The following is a 21,315-nucleotide window of genomic DNA, read 5'->3' as shown; positions in this document are numbered from 1 at the left end:
ATGGTGTATCAAATTTTTTCAGATCCCCCTAAATCCCCCTTAACAAGGGGGACTTTGACTCTATTTCCCCCCTTAACAAGGGGGGTTAGGGGGATCTGTAAGTACCTAAAATCACAACCTAAAACTTTTCAAACAACCTCTAATGATACATAATAAAAATTTCGCTTTTGAGACGATTTTTTATTTCTGAAGGTGAACCAAATTCTAAAAATAATTCAATTGCTTCTTTTAAATTATCTTTTGCTTCCTCAATGCTATCTCCTTGACTAGCAATATCTAATTCTGGACAAAGGGAAACATACCCATTGTCTTCTTTTTCAATAATTACAGTAAATCTTTGTTTAATAGTTGGCATGGAATATGTAAACTCCTGAATATCTTTATATTATTATACTGCTTATTGTCAGATATTTTAAATGCTTAATTTCAAATTAAGAAACCGCATATTGTGAATGTTGTCTCAATGCAGGATAATGAAAACCAATGACAATTTCTTGTTTAGAAATTCCCATTTCTTCTAGTTCTTCACCAACATCAATATCTGTATTATTTTCCTGAACCCAGATTTTTCCATCTTTGATATCAAAATGAAAAATACAGGAATGAACACGGCGTTTTTTATCCCAACCAGTCCGCAATAATAGATAATGATCATTTTCTGTATCAAAGATCAATTGGGTTTCCATATTTTGATCTTTTGAGCCATATTTTGCGTATTGGGTGAGAAATTCTCGCAAACATTGGCGATAGAAATTTAGTCTATCCATAATTTTATTACCTCTGTTACTTCATCATAGACAATTAGTTTAACAGGATAGTTTTGTAGGACTTTTTGGATGAGAACTTCTCCAAATAATGACTGATATGTTGAATCGGGAACTGCTAGATATAATATGCGTTCTGGTTCGTTTTCCTCTAAGGCAATTTTGTAAGATAGATATTGTCCCAAAGCACCATAGAAATCTGTAATTTTTGAAGCTCTGAGGAAGCTTTTTACTTCAACGGCGATTTTTTGGTGATCTTTCTCAGCACCAATCAAACATTCAGCCCATAAGTCAATCTGAATATTCAAATTGCCGATACTTAAGTATAGAGGATCATGAGAGATATTCCAGCCGTCTTGAGTGAGGGCATCTTTGGCTAAATCATGGAAGATGTCTTTTCTGGACATTTATCATAGGTCTATTTTTACAGTAATGCTGGTATTATAACCATAGATTAAAACCAACTTACCAATCGTGAGGATGGTAAATTACGCAAAGTTTAGATATAAAAAATTAATTATGGCAAATTCGGAACACTTGGAAATTTTAGAGAAAGGTTTAGAAGCTTGGAATAATTGGAGGGATGAAAATCCAAATATAATACCTGACTTCAGTAATTTTTCTTTCTTGCAGGCTAATTTATGTTTTGCTAACTTTAGTGAGGCTAACTTTAGTGAGACTGATCTCTATGATGCTGTTCTAATTGAGACTAATTTTAATGGTGCTGATCTCAGTAAAGCCAACCTCAGTTATGCTCATCTCAGTCACGCTGATCTAAGTAGGGCTAATCTAAATGGGGCTAATCTCACTCATACTGATTTTGATAATACCAACCTGAGTGGGGCTAATCTCAATGGGGTTGATCTCAGTCATCTTAATTTTAGTGAGACTAACTTTAGTGGGGCTAATCTAAGTGGAGCCAATCTCAGTCAAGTTGAATTTTTTAATACTAACCTTAGTAGGGCTAATCTAAGTGGAGCTAATCTCATTAAAGCTAGTCTCTGGGTAGATTTTAGTGATAGTGATTTGCATGATGCCGAATTTTATGATTGTGTTTTTAATGAAACTACTTTCCGTGGGGCTAATCTAAGTGGGGCTAACCTCAGTCATGCTTTTTTCTGTGGGGTCAACCTCAGTCATGCTAATCTCAGTCATGCTAATCTTAGTGACACTGTTCTGAGTGGAGCTAATCTTAGTCATGCTAATCTGAATAATGCAAATTTAAGCTTTTCACAAGTAATAGCTACTAAATTTAGTCAGGCTAATCTAACAGGTGCTTGTATAAAAGATTGGAACATTAACCATAAAACAGAATTGAATGGTGTAATTTGTGGCTATATTTATCTAGATGTAGATGAAACAGAAAGACGACCAACCAATGGTAATTTTGAACCTGGAAAATTTTCTCTTTTATACAAAAAAATTATAGAAAGTAAAAATTTAATTGTAAGTAAAATTTTTGAAAATGATGAAGTCAATAATCAATGATTAAAATAGAAGTGGTTAGGCGTTATGGGGTTTTAGGAAGATGAGTTGGACAGAAAAACTAGAGCAGTTGAAAGAGTTATTTAGAGAAATGGATCAGGCTTTAATAGCCTATTCGGGGGGAGTTGACAGTACATTGGTGGCTAAGATCGCTTATGATGTTTTAGGCGATCGCGCTTTGGCTGTAACTGCGGTTTCCCCTTCTCTATTACCAGAAGAATTAGAAGACGCGAAAATTCAAGCCGCAACCATTGGAATAGCTCATAAAATTGTCCAAACCCAGGAAATGGACAATCCCAATTACACATCTAATCCAGTCAACCGTTGTTATTTTTGCAAAAGCGAACTACACGACACCCTCAAACCCTTGGCTTTAGAGTTGGGTTATCCCTATGTAGTAGATGGTGTAAATGCAGACGATTTACATGATTATCGTCCCGGAATTCAAGCTGCAAAAGAAAGAGGTGCGCGATCGCCTTTAGCCGAAATTGGGGTGACTAAAGCCGAAGTCCGGCAAATTTCCCAACAACTAGGTTTATCTTGGTGGGATAAACCCGCTCAACCCTGTTTAAGTTCGCGCTTTCCCTACGGTGAAGAAATTACCATCGCCAAATTACAGCGAGTCGGTAGAGCCGAAATTTATTTGCGAAACCTGGGATGGCAGAATTTACGAGTCCGTTCCGAAGGTGATACAGCCAGAATTGAATTATCACCAGATAAAATTAAAGATTTTGTCTCAACTACAGATTTACCAACCCTAGTATCCGCATTTCAAAACTGGGGATTTATCTATGTCACCTTAGATTTAGAAGGTTATCGTAGTGGTAAATTAAATCAGGTCTTACCGCAAATTGCTGTTACAAACTAGTACAACAAGGTATAAATAGGGTTTGCTGAATAAGTTGCCTGTGAAGGCAGGGAACAGGGAACTCTTAACTGGGAACAGTGTCAACGATCTGGATATCCTCAATTTTCCAAATCCGACAAAGAAAAATGCACCTATTTTGAGACACCATCAGCCAAAACCTGGCACTTTTTTGTGATAAAAATCCGCGAAAGCCTTATTAATAAATGGTTTTAGCTTTATTCAGCAAACCCTAAATAAACCAACAATTCTCAATTAAGGTATTCTTACAAATGTACCGTAATCGCTATTTTTCCCAAGTCTTTGTCTTTATTTTCATGATTACTAGCTTGCTTGCTTGTAGTGTAACCGAAAATAGTACATCTGCAAATGCTAAAAATCCCCAAGGGTTACAGTTAAGCACAAATAAGTTACCTCAATCTATTTCTCAAGCAGTGCTAAGGGATGCTTCTAGAGTTTCTGGGTTGAAGATTCCTAATTTGCAAATTACTCAAATTACATCTACTAACTTTAGTAATCCGTGTATTTTTCAATTTAGAGAAGTTTGTACAAAGGAATATAATCCTATTCCGGGTTGGATTGTCATTGTGCAAGTGCAAAAACAACCTTGGATTTATCATGTCAATAAATCCGGTTCACAAATTCTTTTAGATCCGAAAATTAGCAATAATCAATTACCGAGAAAAATTTCTAATGGGGTTTTGAGTGATGCCTCTAAACGTTCTGGTTTAGCAATAAGTTCTCTGAAAATTACCCAAGCAACCCAGAAAACTTTTAGCAATTCCTGTGTGTTTAATTTTGGTGAAGTCTGCGCTCAAATATTTGATCCCATTAAAGGTTGGGAAGTAATTGTTAGGGTCAAAAATCAATCCTGGACTTATCATGTAGATATAACTGGTACCAGCATTGTTTTAGATCCTCAAATTACTAAAATTTAAAAGCACAAAAAGCAAGCTTTGAGCAAAGGTCTCTACTCTTGGACAGATGAACAACTCTAGGGGAATAAGTATAAATTAATTAAATAACTAACTGAGTAGAAACATGACTAAAACTAAAACTCAAGAACCCATTAGCAACTTAGAGTATGATTTTATCAGCGTTCTGCATACTAAAGCCGTAGCAGTTCAAGCTTATGAAAATTATATCAAAGATGCCAAAGAAGCTAATTCTCAACCTTGTGTAGAACTGTTCCAGAAATTACGGCAATCAGAAATTGAACAAGCTCACGAAATCCGCCATCATCTCCAAGAAGTTATGCAGAAAGGCAAGATGTAATTAATGCTGGGGGCGGGTTTAAGAGATTAATGATTGCAACCCACCCCTAACAATTAACGAATATACTCTTTCAATACGCTATTCCGATTGGGATGGCGTAATTTGCGGAGTGCTTTAGCTTCGATTTGGCGAATGCGTTCGCGGGTAACGTTGAAAATCTGACCGATTTCTTCCAGAGTTTTCATGCGCCCATCATCTAAGCCATAACGAAGTCGGAGAACGTCTCTTTCCCGAGGACTGAGACTATCGAGGACTTTTTCTAGGTCTTCCCGCAGCAAGTTCTTAGAAACTTGATCTTCTGGAGTTTCCCCATCAGATTCAATGAAATCACCTAAACGAGAATCTTCTTCTTTACCGATAGGTGTTTCTAAGGAAATTGGTAACTGGGCAGATTTGGCAATAAACCGCAGTTTCTCGATGGTCATTTCCATGCGAGTGGCAATTTCTTCTTCTGTGGGTTTGCGCCCCATTTCTTGAGATAGGAGTTTGGTAGTTTTCTTAATCCGCGAAATGGTTTCGTAGAGATGAACCGGTAAACGGATAGTGCGGGACTGATCAGCGATCGCTCTTGTAATTGCTTGACGTATCCACCATGTAGCGTAGGTAGAAAACTTATAGCCTTTTTCGTGATCAAACTTTTCAGCCGCACGAATCAAACCCAAACTACCCTCTTGAATCAAGTCTTGGAAGGACAAGCCCCGATTCATGTATTTTTTGGCAATGGAAACTACAAGTCTCAAGTTCGACTGTACCATCTTGTCTTTCGCTCTCCGTCCTATGTGCAGACGATAACGAAAGGTTGGTAATGGCAATGATACTTCCGCCGCCCATTCGCTGTCTCTAGGATCGCGTTCTAGGCGTTCACAAAGCCTTTCCCTCGCTCGTTCTAATTCCAGTAACTCAGCGATTTTCCGCGCTAGTTCAATTTCTTCGTCTGCGCGTAACAAACGAATCCGTCCAATTTCTTGCAGGTACAGACGAATTGAATCTTCTGTATAGTGCTTTTTCTTGGCGGTCTGTGTCCGACGACGCGATTTAGCGGCTTTTCCAGACTTTGCGTCGTCCTCATCAGACTGAGGCTCTAAAAAATCATCAATTTCGCCGTCATCAGTCAGCAATAAGTCCTCTTCTTCTATTAAGAGTGCTTGTAATTCGATCTCAGGCGGATTTATCATTTCTAGGTCAGGCTGATAAATATTATCGAGTACGTTGTTAGCCTGGTTCATGCCGCGTTCCTCATGCTCCTTGCAGAATCAGTTACCCAAGACATTTTGATTACTTTTGGCATTTAGTAATCTGTAAACCAAAAATGGGGGTTTGGCTGATTAACCCCAGATATTTTCGGTGATTTTTTTCCTGTTTGATACAGGATTGTTTCGTAAAACTGGCAAATATCACTTTGACAGCGAATCGCCTGCTTTTTTAATTGTCACATATCACTTTTGATTAACCGAATCTATAAACCTAGACCCGTCTTTTTCCAAAAGTTTCCTGATGCGGATACAAGTGTAGATTGTAGCCTATTTCACAAAAATTACACTCTTTTCGTGCATTATTTATGAACTTCTTTACTAAGATTAAGCCACCTTTATCAAAAAGACATTAAAAATGGTGGTAATACCATTAAATCTTGTCGAAAACTTTTTGGTTGGCCAGTGGCATTCTCATTAAATTAAAAGGTAGGCACACTTGCTGCTTTATAAAACTTATACAAATTGTTCCTAACTGAACAAATAGTATTTATGTTCTGCTTGAACTTGATCCGAAGGCGGATATTTGTTTACAGATATTAGTTCTGGTGGAACTAATTGGACATATTCACTATTAGCTAGTGATTGGTGTTTGTTTCCAGGCACTAACTCCTGTATATGCTATCCCAAAAACTTGAACTAAGGAGTTAAAGTTATGGCATATTTTTAGCGAGGTAAGAGACAAATTCAGATTTCTCTTGATTTAGCCTTATTCACACATTAGCGCAGAGTTGAGTTTTCTACCCTGTGCAACTTGACAAACTGTTCCTATGGTAGACAACGATATTTTAATCGGGTGATAAATAATATTGTTGCTAAAGTTGCCCAATGGTGTATTTGAGTAAATCAACGTATGCCAATTGTAATTATGAATACTTCGGATTTGAAGAAGGTGGCTGTCATCTGGTTATGAAAAGTTTTGTGTATACTTATTAAGCTTGGCTTTGTAGATAATATCTAGTTGCGCTTTATAAGCATAGCAAATGCTTTCCCCCTTTGTGGAGAAAATTTATGATTTTTCGAGAAAAAGTTATGGGAACAGGTAACAGGGAACAGCTAAGAGAAAAGGGATGGAGGATGAATTACCAATCACCTATTACCAATCACCCATGACCTAGATATCTAAATCTGTCATATTCAGTTTAGAACCATAGGTTTCAATGAATTCCCGGCGGGGTGCGACGCGATCGCCCATCAGAATGGTAAAAATCCGATCAGCTTCGGCTGCGTCTTCAATTTCCACTCGTTTGAGAGTACGGGTTTCTGGATTCATGGTGGTTGTCCAGAGTTGTTCTGGCATCATTTCTCCCAGTCCTTTAAAACGTTGAATGGTATAGTTAGCATTACTGGGAAGAGTACCTAGATGTTGTTGCAATTCCCGTTCGCTATAACAATACTGGTAATTTTTACCCCGTTCGACTTTGTACAAGGGAGGACAAGCAATATAAATGAAACCCTGTTCAATTAATGCTCTTTGATAACGATAGAAGAAGGTTAACAACAATGTGCGAATGTGCGCCCCATCCACGTCAGCATCAGTCATTAACACTACGTGATGATATCGTAATTGTGCGGGGTTGAATTCTTCACCTTTAACACCTAAACCGAGCGCTGTAATTAAGGCTTGAATTTCGTTATTTTTATAGATTTTGGCATCGTCGGTTTTTTCGATGTTGAGGATTTTACCACGCAAAGGGAGAATTGCCTGGGTGCGGCGATCGCGTCCTTGTTTGGCGCTATTGTGAACAAATACACCACTGGCTAAAGCGAAGTTATGTGTTTGTGGAACTTCGATATCGTAAACATCTACCTGTTCTGCTAGACGTTCAATACTGACAATGCGGTGATTGTAATTAGCAACAGCTTCACAAGCTAACGCTGGATTACCATCAAAGTAACGTTGACAGAAACTATCAAACCGTAATAAAGACTTATCTTTTGTCTGTTGACGGTAGATGTTATAAGCTTCTAAATCCAGCTTACCTTGCTCAATTTCAATCTGCTTGAGGACAGTAATAGTTTTGCGATAGTAGGTTTGCTGCAAAGTAGCATGACGTTGGGCGCGAAATTCAGGTGTCCATTGCTGTTGAGTTTTTTCTCGCCGCCATGCTAATAAAGCTTCATTTTCCCATTGTTCCTTAGCCAACAGTGATTGATTTGCACGGGCTTGGGGATTATTCGCAAAATAGGTGCTAACTCTTTGAGATTGGGCTAAACGGTTGGCTTCATCACTCCAATAGTCTTGCTGTGCTTGATTGAGGCGTTCATGGTTTTCTTGACGATAGGTTTCGTTATTGTCATAAAACTCGCGCCATTTGCCCAGCATATAGCTTTGATAAGCTTCATTTTGCCATTGTTCCTTAGCTTGTTCTGACAAAATCTGCCGCGTTTCTGGCTGCTGCATCCTTTGGCTCATCTTGGCACGAAATTCTTCACTTTGACGAGTTTTCCGGCTCTTTTCAATTGCATCTTGACGATGTAATGTTTTTTCAACGTGAGCGCGGTGTAAAGTTAAATGTGCTTGAGCAGATAAACGCTGTAAATTGGTAGGATTGTTATTACGTTTGTTGAAATCAAGATGATGGCAGTGTTCTCCATCTGTTAGCTGATAAACACCTAAATAACGGTTATACCAATCCGCTAAGGTATGGGTAAACAACCAAGAATCAGAACGGGGATTCCAAACCATTTCATAACCATCAATGGTAATCCTTGGATTGCTGATATCAGATATTTGCCGATATAGAGGCATGAGGGAATCATTAGGGGTTAATAATGCGGCTTGCTTGTAGCTGCCATCGCGTAACATGAAGCGATGATCCGGTGTGCAAACAATTGTTTCGCCATTATCCAATGTCACCTTAATGACTTCAGCATTGGCTTTAGTCATGCGGGGGTTAATAATCCGTTCTACCCCAATAGTGCCATCATTACGAATAGTGTAGCAAAAATGCTCTTTTCCCTGTGCTTGTTCGGCGACGATTTCTTTAAAACTGAGCGATCGCCCATCAACTAATGCTACTAATGTATCACCATGAAAACAGCCTCCCGCGGAATCCCCTTCCACGATGTATATTTCCGATTCAGCAGGATCACGAGAGCTACAATCTGCTAATTTACCAGGTAGAGGTGAAGATTCTAATACTGATTTCCGTCGTACCAATTCCCGCGCATGACGAGCAGCTTCAGCAGCTTTAAATGCTTCGATGGCTTTATCTAAAATAGCATCAGCGATCGCCGGATGAAAGTCCAGATACTCAGTCAGAACTTCACCGACAAAAGAATCAACGATACCGCGAACTTCTGTATTTCCCAGTTTAGTTTTAGTTTGTCCTTCAAATTCAGGATCAGGGACTTTCACGGAAATTACAGCAGTTAAACCTTCGCGGACGTGTTCACCACTGAGGTTAGATTCATTCTCTTTAATCTTATTGCGTTTCCGGGCAGTTGCGTTTAATGTTCGAGTTAAAACTGCCTTTAATCCTTCTAAGTGCGTACCACCATCAATAGTCCGAATATTATTAGCAAAACCGAGAACATTATCTGTATAAGCGTCAGTACACCACTGCAAAGAAACTTCTACCTGGACGTTATTACGTTCCCCTTGGACATAGATAATTTCTTCATGGATAGGTTGCTTCTCACGGTTCATGTAGGCGATATATTCCTTAATACCACCCTTGTATTCGTAAGTTTCTATTCTCGGTGTTTCGCTTTTAAGGATTTCTAAACGATGATCTGTAAAGGTAATTCTTACACCTGCATTTAAATACGCTAACTCGCGCAATCGTCCTGATAAAGTAATGTAATCGAATTCTATGCTGGTGGTAAAAATTTGTGTATCTGGCTTGAAGGTAATAGAAGTACCAGTTCTATCTTCTTTGTAAGGCGTTGCTACCAATTCCGTAACTGGGAAACTCCGTTCATATCGCTGCTTATGTACCTTGCGATCGCGCCAAACTGTAACCTCTACAAACTCAGAAAGGGCGTTCACAACCGAAATTCCCACTCCGTGTAAACCACCAGAAACTTTATAGCCACCACCGCCAAATTTACCACCAGCATGGAGAACAGTTAACACGGTTTCTAAAGCTGATTTTCCGGTTTTTGGGTGAATATCGGTAGGAATACCCCGACCATCATCTGTTACGGTGACAGAACCATCAGCATTGATATCCACTTCAACATGGGTACAGTGACCCGCCAAAGCTTCATCAACAGAGTTGTCCACTACCTCGTAAACTAAATGGTGGAGTCCTCGCGGACCTGTAGTACCAATGTACATCCCTGGTCGTTTGCGGACGGCTTCCAGACCTTCCAGAACTTGAATCTGATCGGCGCTGTAACTGCTCGTCATGAAAATTCTCCTGATACTTGGGGTTAATATCGCCAAAAGGCGAAAAAAGTCAAATCACACCGCCATTATAACACAAAAGCCTTCCTGCCGTCTGTAGCGCAATTTTATGAGAAGTTTGTATAGTGGTTATAACCCTAACGGGAATTCAAGAGACAATTACCTGTTCCCAGTTCTTCTTCCCAATGACTAATAACTAATGACCAATGACTAAATTAATTGTAATTTGTGGAGCGACAGCGACGGGTAAATCTAGTTTGGCTTTAAGTTTGGCACAAAGGTTAAATTCTGTAATTCTTGGTGCTGATTCTCGGCAAGTATATCGTGAGTTTGATATTGGTACGGCTAAACCAAATGTGGTTGAACAAAAATCAGTTCCCCATTATTTAATAGATATCTGTCAACCAACTGAAATAATGACATTAGCAGATTATCAGGAACAAGCACGAGCTTTGATTACTAGCTTGGGGGTTGAAACACTGTTGTTAGTGGGTGGAACTGGTTTATATATTCGTTCCATTGTTCAAGGAATGAAGATTCCCAGGGTTTCACCACAACCAGATTTGCGATCGCAGTTAGCATCTCTGGGGCAAATCCAACTTTACCCCATGTTACAACAAGTTGATCCGATTGCTGCTCAAAAAATTCATGCTAACGATTTAGTGCGAACTTTAAGGGCTTTAGAGGTTTATTATACAACTGGTATGCCGATTTCTGAACAACAAGGAGAAAATCCCCCAGATTATCCAATTTTGCAAATTTGTTTAGATTCTGATGCAGAACATTTAGATGTAAGAATTCGCCAGCGAACTGAGCAAATGATAGCCGATGGTTTAGTCGCTGAAGTTGAATATCTTTGTCAAAAATATGGTGCTGCTTTACCTTTATTAAATACTTTGGGATATGAAGAAATTAAGCAATATTTAGCCGATGAACTTTCTTTAGATGAAGCTAAAGAATTAATTGTTTTACATACCAGACAATTCGCCAAACGTCAACGAACTTGGTTTAGACAATCTCCTAATCTCGAATATGTTAACATGAATAATCCTGATTTATTAGAAAGTGTTTGGCAACGAATTAATCACAAATTCGTTATTTGTTAGCTGCTTTTATAAAGACAGTTAGGACAAGTTAAATAAGTTAAAAAAACTTACCCATGAGAATTAGATCAGCAAAACCGTAAATACTAATTCCTAATAGGAGTAATGCGGTCAATTGGGTAAGGCGTTGTTGAGTTAAAATTGTGTGGTTGTGTCCGTTGGGAGATATTGCTTCTCGGACGAGGATAGAAGTTGATGCGCCAATGACAAAACTCAAACCTAGTATGATGTAAGGCTTATCTGGGACAATGGTGGAGACTGTCAGCATAGCGATCGCTAATGTCAACATTAATAATTCCACAAACCGGGGTGGATGATCTTGAATAAATAAAATTAGGCTATTTAAGCAAAAGTTCCAGGTTCTCATAATTTGTCAGTTGTCAGTGGTTGTTGCACTCACCACTGACACCTATATTAACTAACGAGCGCCAGCTTTTACCCCTGCACCAGTTTTCTGAGTTGAGTCTTCTGGAAGTTCCACACCAAAAACTCGACAAAAGACCTTTTCTACTTTATATCCTGTATCAATAGATTCCAAGGGATCTTTCCGCAGACGGTGACGCAGACATAAGGTAATTACCCGCCGGATATCGTCAACTGTTACTTCTGTCCGACCTTCAAAGGCGGTTAAGGCTTTAGCCGCACGGTTTGTCACAATGTCACCCCGCAACCCGTCTACATCCAATTCTGAACAAACTTCGGAAATTTTTACCCGGAAGTCATAATCTAAATTAACTTGTGGTAATAAGTTTTGGGCATTGACAATTTGCTCTTGTAATGCTATTTGGGGAGCTTGGTGTTTTTCTAAATACACAGGCGGATTTTGGTCAAATTCACCCCGTTCTTCCACAATTTGCACCCGCAAAGCTGGTTCTTTCACAGTGCGGATTTCCGCGTGCATTCCAAAACGGTCAAGAAGTTGGGGACGCAGTTCCCCTTCTTCTGGGTTTCCCGAACCGACGAGAACAAATTTGGCTGGGTGACGGATAGAAATTCCTTCCCGTTCGACGGTATTCCAGCCACTAGCAGCGGAATCGAGAAGTACGTCTACCAAGTGGTCATCTAACAAGTTGACCTCATCAACGTAAAGAATACCTCGGTTGGCTTTGGCTAGAAGTCCGGGTTCAAAGGCTTTGACACCCTCAGACAACGCCTTTTCAATGTCAATTGTCCCACAAACTCGGTCTTCTGTAGCGCCCAATGGTAAATCTACCATTTGCACCTTTTTGTGAGTGATGGGAATTTCTAACCCTTGGGCTACCTGTTGACGGACTTCATCACTCATCAAGTCCGTGTCGTTGGGGTCACTGTTGAAGGGGTCATTAGCGACAACAGGGATTTCTGGTAAGAGGTCCGCCAAGGCGCGGATAGTTGTAGATTTTCCGGTGCCGCGATCGCCCATAATCATTACACCACCAATTTTGGGGTCAATGACATTTAACAGCAGCGCCAGTTTCATTTCTTCTTGACCAACGATGGCTGTAAATGGAAAGACCGCACGACGCGCACTCGCACTAGCTTGAGCAGTTGAAGTCACTAAATTACCTTAACAATATTTTTTATTACAATTCCTTATTTTGACACATTTTGGGGAGGTGGGTCGGTTGTTCGTTCAGAGAACTCCTTTAAAACCCACATTCCGCACTTCATTTTGTAATACACCAAGATTACCATTTTTTGAAGCATAAATAAGTAGGTTGGCGTTGAAAATTGTCGTTATGGCAAGGCAAAAGGCAAGAGGCAAGAGTGAATAGGGTTTGGGCGATTTTACGTTTCTTTACACATTTTGGTTTTATTGTGTTCACCTACTTATGTGACACTTGAGGGTGCAGAATGTGGGTTACAAAGGGGGATCTCAAGATTGCTAAGGAAGGGGTTTTAATTCAACTCTGTGGTCTGCTGTAGTATTTATGACCTGCCATAGCCATTGCCAAAAATCCCCACATAATCATCCCGGCAATACTCAGCATCCCACTATAGATAATTAACTGAGCGCAAGAACTGATACCAATAGCGCGGGCAGCACTGAGAAAACTATCAAAACTACCTTCAGTATAATTACTAACGGCAATTAGCATTAATACTAACCCAATAATATAGGGTATAGCACCAATCCAACCCAAGGTAAAAAACATATCTAAAATGCCGCTATCAATAACAATCACTTCTATTTGTCCAGTTTTTTCATTCACTTTCCAGATATTTCCAAAGCCGTTACCGACAACATTAGAAAGAGCTAAATTCAGGTTTCTGTCATAAGTTGCGGATCTATCTCTAAAACTACCATCTTGTTCGAGATTAGAAAAACTTTCAAATCGCGTGGTAATAACTTTAGAAAGCGGTTCGATAGTTACCAAGGGAATAACACAGATTGACATTACTAAAATTATGGTAATTAATTGCATTTGAATTCTGGGTTTTACTGAACCAAAAATCATAATTATTCCTAGCAACCAGCCGCCCCAACTTGTCCGCACTTGGGAAAGTAAGAATGATAAATAACCCACAGCAGCAGCAGGGAAAATTAACGGCCCAGTGCTGGTAAATAATAATAGTAAACCAGCTTGCATGACAGTCCCAAATGGACCAGGTGAGTGTAATGTACTCCAAACGCGCATTCCAAAAGGAATTGGGTGTCCAGCACTGGTAAACATTTTCGATTGAATTAGCCAATATCTATCCCATTCAGGAGCGACAACAAATTGATAGACTCCGTAAGCTCCTAGTATGAGTACACACCAAATAAATGTTCTTTGCAGATGCTGACGATAACTGGGATAATCTCGCCAATTAGAAAATAGATGAAAAGCAAAAATTATCGGGCTTAACCAATCTAAAAAACTCCGAACTACAGGGAGAGGTTGATTGTAAATTAAACCTATTAAACATCCATAAGAAACTCCTATGGCTGCTAAAAGAAATGGCAGTCCCCCTTGACGAAGACTGCTAGGTAGATGTTTGAGAAAGGTGAATATGGTCAGGAATACGACTAAATAAGGTGCAATTAACATTTGTCTGGTGGGGTCCCAGCCAACTTTATAGTCAACGAAACGAGTGATTATAGGGGTCAGAAACCAAATCCACCAAGTGAAACCGATATAGTGGATGGGATGCCGTAAATACAAAAACACAGCGACTAGAAAGGCACTGGCGGAAAAAACAAAGTGCAAACTGCCTGTACTGGTAAAGTAGCAAGCTGTTGTGATTAAGATAAAACCCAGGATGATGATCCAACTTTGGGCTGATCGATCTTGGGGAGAAAATTGTTCTTTTAAAACTGTATTGGAAAGTATTGGTTTGGAAATCATTTTGATCTGATTATTCTATAAAAAGTTTAGTTAGGAGATAGATCCCTGACTTCTTGAAGAAGTCGGGGATCTGGGTTGGGGTAGTTAATAACTAAGATGGTGTTTTTTTATGTTTCTATATTTTTGATATCCTAACCATCTTCCTTGTAAGGATGCTCGCAATTTTTTACTGGCAATTTCTTTTTGTTGGGGAAATAGTCTCAGCCATTGACATATTCCTAAACTTTCTCTTGTACCAACTAAAATTGACCAAGATAAAAATACAATTTTACCCAGGGGCGAAAGATGTTCTAATAAAATTAAGGTTTCGTTGTGGACTAGGTTAATTAATGCGGTGTCGTTAAAGTTGTGGCGTTGATCTTCGTCAAATCTTTGGGCGGGATAGTGATCTACTGCAATGCTGGGATCATAAATTATTTTCCATCCAGCCCGTTTGAGGGTGAGGGCGAAGGACATTTCAAAATGTACTTGTGCGCCTGTTCCTTGCATTCTGTCGTCAAAGCGTAATTTACCGATCGCCTGGGTACGAAAGCTCATATTCACACCTTTGAGAACATCAACCTCACGGGGTGCGCCTATTCCTAAATGATGGTTGCCAATGACGCGCCCCCACCATTGCAATTTACCAACTATGGGACGAGAACCATTTTCTAATTTGTCTCCTTGATACACCCAATCACGACCACCAACGCCACCAACGGCATAATTAACGCTGAAGTGAGTATTAATTTTTGCTAACCAATCCGGGTGGGGGGCGGCATCATCATCGGTGATGGAAAGAATGTCTCCCTGGGCTTGTGCTAGTCCGGCGTTGAGGGCGGCGACGACTCCCGGCTGAGTGACGGTGACAATCTGTAAGGGGAGGAAGTGGGGCGGAAATTGTTGGAGAAATTGCTGGGTTTCTGTGTCTGTATCTCTGACAACAACGATCGCCTGATCAACTGATTTAGTTTGCCGTTGCAGTGCTTTCAGACAGCGGGCTAGGTCTTGAGGACGGCGATAGGTGGGGATGAGAACTGTGTTTCTCATGGGTGATTAACTCCTCAAATATATTTAGATAGGTTTGTGCCATTGTTGACCAGCTATGTTGTTCGGCAATAGTCCGGGCAACTTTACCCATTTGTTGACGCAGTGAGCGATCGCTATTTAATAATCTAAGCGCATCTGCTAAATTATTAGTATCATCACAATCTTCTAAAACGATGCCACAGTCGGGATTAACTAAATCAGCCGCACCAGTAGTAGTGGCGGTAATCACGGGCAAACCTGAAGCCATCGCTTCAATCACTACAAGTCCAAAGGGTTCATAACGGGATGGAAACACAAATAAATCTGATGCCCGTTGAATTTGGGGCATATCACGGCGATAACCTAAAAAATGCACTCTTTCACTAATATTTAATGCTTTTGCCATTGCCGGATAAGGGCTATCTTCAGTACCACCGACCACTGCTAAATGCAATTCAGGAACTTTTACCAAAGCATGAAGTACAGTATCTAAGTTCTTGCGAGAAATCCGAATATCGCCGGCAAATAATGCCAAATTAACATTCTCAGGTAATCCTAATTCCCTCCGAGAACTGACACCAGGAGCAAATTCTTGTAAGTCTACACCATTAACAACAACTCGAATTTGTGAACGAGGTACACCAATATTTACTAATTCTTGGGCAACTTTTTCTGAGACGGCAATAATGATTTTGGATTGTCGAAAAGCTTGTTTTTCCCAATAAGCATTAGCCGCAGTAAATAACCATTGATATAACCCGTACAAATCTTTACGGTTATGGGAAATATGCACAGGTGATTTCAACCAAGAACCATGTACAAAATGCACGGCATTGACATCACTTGCTCCCATAGTAATCGCGCCATTGACCTTAATCACATCCAAATTGGCTCGATTCTTACGCAACCAATCGGCACTTTTTTGGGCAAAGATGAAATTGCGAATAAATTCCGTAGGATACCCTCCTACTGGAATATAAATACAATTAACAGCACTATTTTCGGCTAACTCTGGGGCAATTTCACTAGCTAATAATGTCAGATCATGACCACGCCGAATTGCTTCTTGCACTACTTCATAATTAACTCTACCTTGACCATCACCTTTTCTGACTTTGTGGGTAACAATACAAATTTTCACTCATAACCTCTTGTAATTGACTAAATTAGGAAATTTTCCAGATTTTATTCGTTAAATTGGTAGGAATAAAACTAATAATTAAAGCCGCTAAAGTTCGTAAGTTAAACTTTTGCTCACTTAAAGTTTGCCAAAAATAACGGCGGGCATCTGTGATTTTTTGATCTCGTAATAAGCCAATTCCTAAAGTTGTATTGGCTTCTAACCATTTGGTTTTAAAGTAGGACTTAAATTCCTGTAACCGTTGATCCTCCATAAAAGTTTGATAACAGAATATCTCACTTTTACCTTTACGGATTTTTGCTTGCACACTGCGACTACCACTGAGCATAGTATCAGTTTGTTCATGCTCTCGATATTTGGTTAATTTTTCGGGAACATAGTAAACTCCATAGCCAGAAATACAACAAAGATAAGTTAAATATAAATCCCACATTCCGTCAACCTCTGAAGGAATATGATCCCAATTAAGCACTCCATTTCTAATTACACAAGCAGCCGCAGTGGGAATACTTTTATCAATTAAGCCAATTTGAGTAAAATTTTTATGAACTCCGGCAGTGATTTGATCACGTTTATAACTGCGGGTATTGTTTTCAGTGGCAGCGACATTAATTTTACTATCACCATCTATAATATATTGGTCACAAAATGCTAAAATTAAATCGGGATTTGCTTCTAAATTGGGAACAAGTTTCGATAAAAAATCCTCATTCCATATATCATCATCATGGAGACTGGCCACATATTTACCTGTAGCAATTTTAAAACCATGAAACTGATTAGCTAACATCCCAATATTTTGCTCATGTCGCCAAAATTTGATCCGTGAGTCTTGAAATGATTCAATTAGTGCTTGAGGATTTTCAGAACTACAATTATCAGAAACAATAATTTCTAGATTTTGATAGGTTTGGTTAACAGCACTATTAATGGCTTGTTTTAGGTATTCTGGGCGATTATATGTGGGGATAATCACGCTTACCAAAGGTTCGGAGGAGTTAATATTTAACATTGCTTGGCGGATGAGAAAATAAACTATGGGAAAATTGAATGATTGTTTATCTCACTTCATTTTGAATTTGATAATATTGCCAAAATTTGCCACGTTGTTGCAGTAGTTCTTGATATGCTCCCTGTTCTACAATTTTCCCTTGTTCTAAAACCACAACTTTATCGGCTTTAGCTATAGTAGAAAGACGGTGAGCGATCGCAATTACTGTCCGTCCCACAGATAGCTTTTCTAAAGATTCTTGAATTAACCGCTCAGATACAGAATCTAAGGCACTTGTAGCTTCATCTAGAATCAGGATTTCGGGATTTTTTAGCAATGCGCGAGCGATCGCAATTCTTTGTCTTTGTCCACCTGATAACCGCACACCTCTATCTCCTAATTGCGTATCGAAACCCGTCGGCATTTCTAAAATAAATTCTAAAGCATTTGCCAATCGTGCAGCTTCTTTAATCTCTGTTGCTGTAGCTGTTGGTGTCCCATAAGCAATATTATTCCAAACAGAAGTATTGAAAATGAAAGTATTCTGACTCACAACTGCTATCTTAGAACGCAGAGAGTTAATGTCAAATTTGCGAATATCAACTTCATCTATATAAATATGGCCATCAGTCGCATCATGAAAGCGAGGAATTAAATCTGCAAGTGTGGTTTTTCCAGCCCCAGAGGAACCGATTAAAGCTGTCATTTGCCCTTGTTTAATCGAGAGAGTAATATTATGTAAAACCCGTTGGTTAAGACTATAATCAAAATCCACCGACACCAAATCAATTGATCTTTTGAACCCAGGAAATCTGAGTGCGCCATTTTGAAAATAGATTTTATCATCAGTTTTTAACAAATCCTTGATATTTTCCACTGCTCCTGCTTGGGTACTTAAAAAAGCCACTACCCCATTCAAATCCTGAGTCATAGGAATAATGCGGAACAGGACAAAAAAGAAAGTTAACAAAGCCGAAACCTTCATTAATCCTGTAGTCAAAGCCACAATAATCATACTAATCAGAATTAGCGTAGATATACTCTCCGCCAAAGGCTTAACTATCAAAGAAATCCAATAAACACTTTTCCAAGTATTAACAATTTTTTCACTGGCTTGATAATACCGATTTCGCTCAAATTCTTGAGTCGAAAAAGCATGAATTGTGCGAATACCTTCAATAAACTCCAGCACCCTAGCAGTAAAATTATCATTAGCAGAAGTAATCGCAAAACTACGTTCTCTAATTTGTTTATTTAAAGTAGATAATGCCACCGCCAAAAGACTAAATAGTAAAATAGAAACTATAGTCATTTTCCAGGAAAGCACAAACAAAGAAATAGAATAGACAATCAGTGTAAAACCTCTAGTGATTAAAAAAGCTAGTCCACCAAAAATTTGTCTAATTCTCTCCATCTCACTGGTAAGAATATTAACCAATTCTCCAGATTTTTTATGACTAAAATAACTGAGAGTTTGAGCCTCTAACTGTTGAAAAATTCGTTTACGTAGATTATCTACTAAACTGATTTCACTAAACTGAATGCAAATCTGTCCTATATAATTAAAGGATGCCCGCATACAAGTTGTCACAACAATTAAAGCAGATATTCGATATAATCGCTCTGTTGCTGAACCATTAATTCCTAAAATCAAAATATCAAACCACTCTATCCCTGTTTTCACAGGTTCAGAACCAGGAGTAGTTAAACTTTGCAGAAACACCAGCAAAAATCCTAAACCAAACCCTTCAAAACTTGCCGCTAAGGCCGAAAATACGATAGCTAAAATCGCCACAACTCGAAAGTGTTTAAATTCTCGTAATATTACCCGATTATTTTGCCACAAACTTGTAGCTTGCAATATTTTCACTGTTGACGGTAGAAATTTGGAATCCATAAAAATTTTGACCGATAATTTTGATAATTAAGTATAGAAGCACCAATCTCAAGAAAATCAATATGCTTACATAGGAGCGCGACGAATAAAACGACCAAGAGCGGAACCACAAAGAATTTCAAATTTCTGCCATAGTATTTTTGCCATTGAATATAATTGAATAGGTGTTTGGCTATGCCGCCAATATAATTTATCAGTTATGGTGGGAGAACTACCTTCTAAAGCACTGAGAAGTAGTTTTTTGCGCCAAGGTTTAATATGTGGGACTGTGGCGTGAGACATAATAGTACCACCAGGAACAAAATCCATGCCATCTGGTCCAACGGTACTCAAAGGATAATTAGTCAGCATCAATGCTAAGTTTAAATAAGTCTGATCTCCATACAGATATGGATAATGATTAAAGGTATTACCGTTATAAAGATCCTTTAAATTGGCATATCCTGCCATTTCACCCAATTCTTCTAATTTCTGCCAAACTTTTAAGATAGATTTGTAGTTTTTATGAACTCCAATAAAGCCACTATTGTAGTGATAATCTAACTCGCGCTCACAAGCAAACCCATTATTTTCAGCAAATTCTTTCCATGCTAACCGTCGAGGATGATTCGCCGGCACAAGATACCAAGAATCACCACAAAGAGCAATTCCTCGACTTACCCAATTTTCATAAAAATCCCAGTTACATTTATTGACAATATCAGGATCAAAGTAAAATAAAGCATCAATATCTGGACAATAATTTTCCCATAACTGGGACATGAAATCCGGCTTGTAAAAACCTAAATGTTTTGGAGTTGTTAGTTTGACAAATCGGATTGCACAACCTTCACCTACAAAAAACTCTTGATAACCATTTTCTGTTTTTAGATCCTTAGCCCAATGGGGTGTATTGCCACGATAACCAGCCCAAATTATGCCTTGAAACCCATGATAATACAGGGAATTTACTAAAGCCCCCACACCATAATGGTAGTCTTTCTCAAATACGGTACAAATCGCTGTTTGCATGATATTTCTTATTTTTTAATTAGCTACATAATTCACGGTCATCAATATGAGAACAGGAAGTATTCATCAATTAGACAAAAATGCTTGAGAACACAGAAATAATATATTTGTTCTCAACTATAAGCAGTTTATACTGAGATTTTTTTTTGCTTATTTAATTGATCATTTTGTGATTCCAAGCTTAATTTAACTGCATTTTCTAAAGACAAGCAACGATTATTAACTAGACAAAATTTTCCCTGTAATAAGTTCAATACATTAGATAAATTATTCAAAATGAATGTACCTAAAGTAATATTCAAATCTGTCATTTCTTGTTTAGCTATAGAACTAAACTTAATAACCTGAAAAAGTTGCCCATTTTCTCCGACATACCACTCATAATCAAACAATAACTTGGGAGAATATATCTGTATAGTTATCAATCCTCCTAGTATGACTGGACTCATAAATAGTATTGAAAATAAAGCCCAAGTCCAATCAATTATTATTTGTAAAGTCTTGAAAATTTGATTACGCTGTTTCGATAATTTCTGATGACCAGAAATATTCATAAATATAGGCTTATTAGCTTTTTGACAAGCATTTGCCCAGACTTTTAATAAAGAATCACCGATTTTGGGATCTATGCTGACTAAACTAACTGGAGAATGTTTTAAACATTCTATTAAAGATTCTTCATTTTCTAGTGCAGCTAAATGGGGTTGTGAGAATTTTTCAGAGGCTTTGACTAATAATTTTCCTCTGCGCCATTTTAATGAGCATGATAGGAAGTTAAACTTTTCAGATTGCTGGGGGACAATAGAGTTATTATTTAGACTAGAAATGACTGAAATTGGCATATATTAACAGTGATAAAGTAG

At 38.6% G+C, this 21,315-nt stretch carries 19 protein-coding genes; 5 read left to right on the top strand and 14 right to left on the bottom strand.

Going from position 1 to position 21,315, the window contains the following annotated elements:
• Positions 1–139: 139 nt before the first annotated feature.
• The 3 genes from PN471_RS02910 to PN471_RS02900 form a co-directional block, all read right to left on the bottom strand.
• On the bottom strand, positions 140–355 hold the full coding sequence (locus PN471_RS02910; RefSeq protein WP_271775589.1) for a type II toxin-antitoxin system HicB family antitoxin: 216 nt from the start codon (positions 353–355) through the stop codon (positions 140–142).
• Between the two features lie 76 nt (positions 356–431).
• Positions 432–767: a XisI protein gene (locus PN471_RS02905; protein WP_271775588.1), complete on the bottom strand. Its 336-nt coding sequence runs from the start codon at positions 765–767 to the stop codon at positions 432–434.
• Complete coding sequence (locus PN471_RS02900; protein WP_271775587.1) at positions 755–1,171, bottom strand: element excision factor XisH family protein; 417 nt, start codon at positions 1,169–1,171, stop codon at positions 755–757. The genes PN471_RS02905 and PN471_RS02900 overlap by 13 nt, the downstream gene beginning before the upstream one ends.
• Before the next feature lie 112 nt (positions 1,172–1,283).
• Here PN471_RS02900 and PN471_RS02895 point away from each other — a divergent pair, with 112 nt between their 5' ends.
• The 4 genes from PN471_RS02895 to PN471_RS02880 all read left to right on the top strand — a co-directional run bounded on the left by PN471_RS02895 (position 1,284) and on the right by PN471_RS02880 (position 4,389).
• Positions 1,284–2,252 carry a pentapeptide repeat-containing protein gene (locus PN471_RS02895; protein ID WP_271775586.1) on the top strand — a complete coding sequence of 323 codons (969 nt, stop codon included), beginning with the start codon at positions 1,284–1,286 and terminating at the stop codon, positions 2,250–2,252.
• 40 nt (positions 2,253–2,292) lie between these two features.
• A complete protein-coding gene (gene larE / locus PN471_RS02890) occupies positions 2,293–3,117 on the top strand; it encodes an ATP-dependent sacrificial sulfur transferase LarE (RefSeq protein WP_271775585.1) in 825 nt (274 codons plus the stop codon).
• 269 nt (positions 3,118–3,386) lie between these two features.
• Entirely contained in the window at positions 3,387–4,052 is a 666-nt protein-coding gene (locus tag PN471_RS02885) for a hypothetical protein (RefSeq protein ID WP_271775584.1), read from the top strand.
• Between the two features lie 103 nt (positions 4,053–4,155).
• On the top strand, positions 4,156–4,389 hold the full coding sequence (locus tag PN471_RS02880) for a hypothetical protein (protein WP_027401182.1): 234 nt from the start codon (positions 4,156–4,158) through the stop codon (positions 4,387–4,389).
• A gap of 53 nt (positions 4,390–4,442) precedes the next feature.
• Here the strand turns inward: PN471_RS02880 and rpoD are convergent, their stop codons facing one another.
• Together rpoD and gyrB are read right to left on the bottom strand one after the other, a co-directional pair.
• Positions 4,443–5,615, bottom strand: coding sequence for an RNA polymerase sigma factor RpoD (gene rpoD / locus PN471_RS02875; protein WP_193891721.1), 1,173 nt, complete (start codon positions 5,613–5,615; stop codon positions 4,443–4,445).
• A 1,138-nt stretch (positions 5,616–6,753) separates the two neighbouring features.
• Positions 6,754–9,996, bottom strand: a complete 3,243-nt coding sequence (gyrB, locus tag PN471_RS02870) for a DNA topoisomerase (ATP-hydrolyzing) subunit B (RefSeq protein ID WP_271775583.1) — start codon at positions 9,994–9,996, stop codon at positions 6,754–6,756.
• Positions 9,997–10,199: 203 nt separating this feature from the next.
• Here gyrB and miaA point away from each other — a divergent pair, with 203 nt between their 5' ends.
• Positions 10,200–11,099 carry a tRNA (adenosine(37)-N6)-dimethylallyltransferase MiaA gene (gene miaA, locus PN471_RS02865; RefSeq protein WP_271775582.1) on the top strand — a complete coding sequence of 300 codons (900 nt, stop codon included), beginning with the start codon at positions 10,200–10,202 and terminating at the stop codon, positions 11,097–11,099.
• A gap of 37 nt (positions 11,100–11,136) precedes the next feature.
• Here miaA and PN471_RS02860 read toward each other — a convergent pair whose 3' ends face one another.
• The 9 genes from PN471_RS02860 to hepC form a co-directional block, all read right to left on the bottom strand.
• Positions 11,137–11,463, bottom strand: coding sequence for a hypothetical protein (locus PN471_RS02860; protein WP_193891727.1), 327 nt, complete (start codon positions 11,461–11,463; stop codon positions 11,137–11,139).
• Between the two features lie 51 nt (positions 11,464–11,514).
• The gene (bchI, locus tag PN471_RS02855; protein WP_271775581.1) at positions 11,515–12,633 is read right to left on the bottom strand and encodes a magnesium chelatase ATPase subunit I; all 1,119 of its coding nucleotides are present in this window, start codon (positions 12,631–12,633) and stop codon (positions 11,515–11,517) included.
• A 346-nt stretch (positions 12,634–12,979) separates the two neighbouring features.
• Complete coding sequence (locus tag PN471_RS02850; protein ID WP_271775580.1) at positions 12,980–14,404, bottom strand: O-antigen ligase domain-containing protein; 1,425 nt, start codon at positions 14,402–14,404, stop codon at positions 12,980–12,982.
• A gap of 84 nt (positions 14,405–14,488) precedes the next feature.
• Positions 14,489–15,433, bottom strand: a complete 945-nt coding sequence (locus tag PN471_RS02845) for a glycosyltransferase family 2 protein (RefSeq protein WP_271775579.1) — start codon at positions 15,431–15,433, stop codon at positions 14,489–14,491.
• A complete protein-coding gene (locus PN471_RS02840) occupies positions 15,351–16,553 on the bottom strand; it encodes a glycosyltransferase family 4 protein (RefSeq protein WP_271775578.1) in 1,203 nt (400 codons plus the stop codon). Before PN471_RS02840 ends, PN471_RS02845 begins: the two co-directional genes overlap by 83 nt.
• 25 nt (positions 16,554–16,578) lie before the next feature.
• On the bottom strand, positions 16,579–17,565 hold the full coding sequence (locus tag PN471_RS02835) for a glycosyltransferase family 2 protein (protein WP_271775577.1): 987 nt from the start codon (positions 17,563–17,565) through the stop codon (positions 16,579–16,581).
• Positions 17,566–17,611: 46 nt separating this feature from the next.
• On the bottom strand, positions 17,612–19,441 hold the full coding sequence (hepA, locus tag PN471_RS02830; protein ID WP_271775576.1) for a heterocyst formation ABC transporter subunit HepA: 1,830 nt from the start codon (positions 19,439–19,441) through the stop codon (positions 17,612–17,614).
• A gap of 66 nt (positions 19,442–19,507) precedes the next feature.
• The gene (locus PN471_RS02825) at positions 19,508–20,452 is read right to left on the bottom strand and encodes a hypothetical protein (protein WP_271775575.1); all 945 of its coding nucleotides are present in this window, start codon (positions 20,450–20,452) and stop codon (positions 19,508–19,510) included.
• A 128-nt stretch (positions 20,453–20,580) separates the two neighbouring features.
• Complete coding sequence (hepC, locus tag PN471_RS02820; RefSeq protein WP_193891740.1) at positions 20,581–21,294, bottom strand: heterocyst development glycosyltransferase HepC; 714 nt, start codon at positions 21,292–21,294, stop codon at positions 20,581–20,583.
• Between the last annotated feature and the right edge of the window lie 21 nt (positions 21,295–21,315).

Source organism: Aphanizomenon sp. CS-733/32 (genome assembly GCF_028330045.1).
Classification (GTDB): Bacteria; Cyanobacteriota; Cyanobacteriia; order Cyanobacteriales; family Nostocaceae; genus Dolichospermum; species Dolichospermum gracile.
Note: the sequence above shows the minus strand (reverse complement) of the source record. Positions and strands in the feature narration are given on the sequence as shown.

Coding starts and splice junctions, on each gene's coding strand:
- gyrB (WP_271775583.1), bottom strand. CDS start 9,996: ATGACGAGCAGTTACAGCGCCGATCAGATTCAAGTTCTGGAAGGTCTG.
- PN471_RS02905 (WP_271775588.1), bottom strand. CDS start 767: ATGGATAGACTAAATTTCTATCGCCAATGTTTGCGAGAATTTCTCACC.
- PN471_RS02825 (WP_271775575.1), bottom strand. CDS start 20,452: ATGCAAACAGCGATTTGTACCGTATTTGAGAAAGACTACCATTATGGT.
- hepC (WP_193891740.1), bottom strand. CDS start 21,294: ATGCCAATTTCAGTCATTTCTAGTCTAAATAATAACTCTATTGTCCCC.
- hepA (WP_271775576.1), bottom strand. CDS start 19,441: ATGGATTCCAAATTTCTACCGTCAACAGTGAAAATATTGCAAGCTACA.
- PN471_RS02910 (WP_271775589.1), bottom strand. CDS start 355: ATGCCAACTATTAAACAAAGATTTACTGTAATTATTGAAAAAGAAGAC.
- rpoD (WP_193891721.1), bottom strand. CDS start 5,615: ATGAACCAGGCTAACAACGTACTCGATAATATTTATCAGCCTGACCTA.
- PN471_RS02850 (WP_271775580.1), bottom strand. CDS start 14,404: ATGATTTCCAAACCAATACTTTCCAATACAGTTTTAAAAGAACAATTT.
- PN471_RS02895 (WP_271775586.1), top strand. CDS start 1,284: ATGGCAAATTCGGAACACTTGGAAATTTTAGAGAAAGGTTTAGAAGCT.
- miaA (WP_271775582.1), top strand. CDS start 10,200: ATGACTAAATTAATTGTAATTTGTGGAGCGACAGCGACGGGTAAATCT.
- PN471_RS02900 (WP_271775587.1), bottom strand. CDS start 1,171: ATGTCCAGAAAAGACATCTTCCATGATTTAGCCAAAGATGCCCTCACT.
- PN471_RS02860 (WP_193891727.1), bottom strand. CDS start 11,463: ATGAGAACCTGGAACTTTTGCTTAAATAGCCTAATTTTATTTATTCAA.
- PN471_RS02885 (WP_271775584.1), top strand. CDS start 3,387: ATGTACCGTAATCGCTATTTTTCCCAAGTCTTTGTCTTTATTTTCATG.
- PN471_RS02835 (WP_271775577.1), bottom strand. CDS start 17,565: ATGTTAAATATTAACTCCTCCGAACCTTTGGTAAGCGTGATTATCCCC.
- PN471_RS02880 (WP_027401182.1), top strand. CDS start 4,156: ATGACTAAAACTAAAACTCAAGAACCCATTAGCAACTTAGAGTATGAT.
- larE (WP_271775585.1), top strand. CDS start 2,293: ATGAGTTGGACAGAAAAACTAGAGCAGTTGAAAGAGTTATTTAGAGAA.
- PN471_RS02845 (WP_271775579.1), bottom strand. CDS start 15,433: ATGAGAAACACAGTTCTCATCCCCACCTATCGCCGTCCTCAAGACCTA.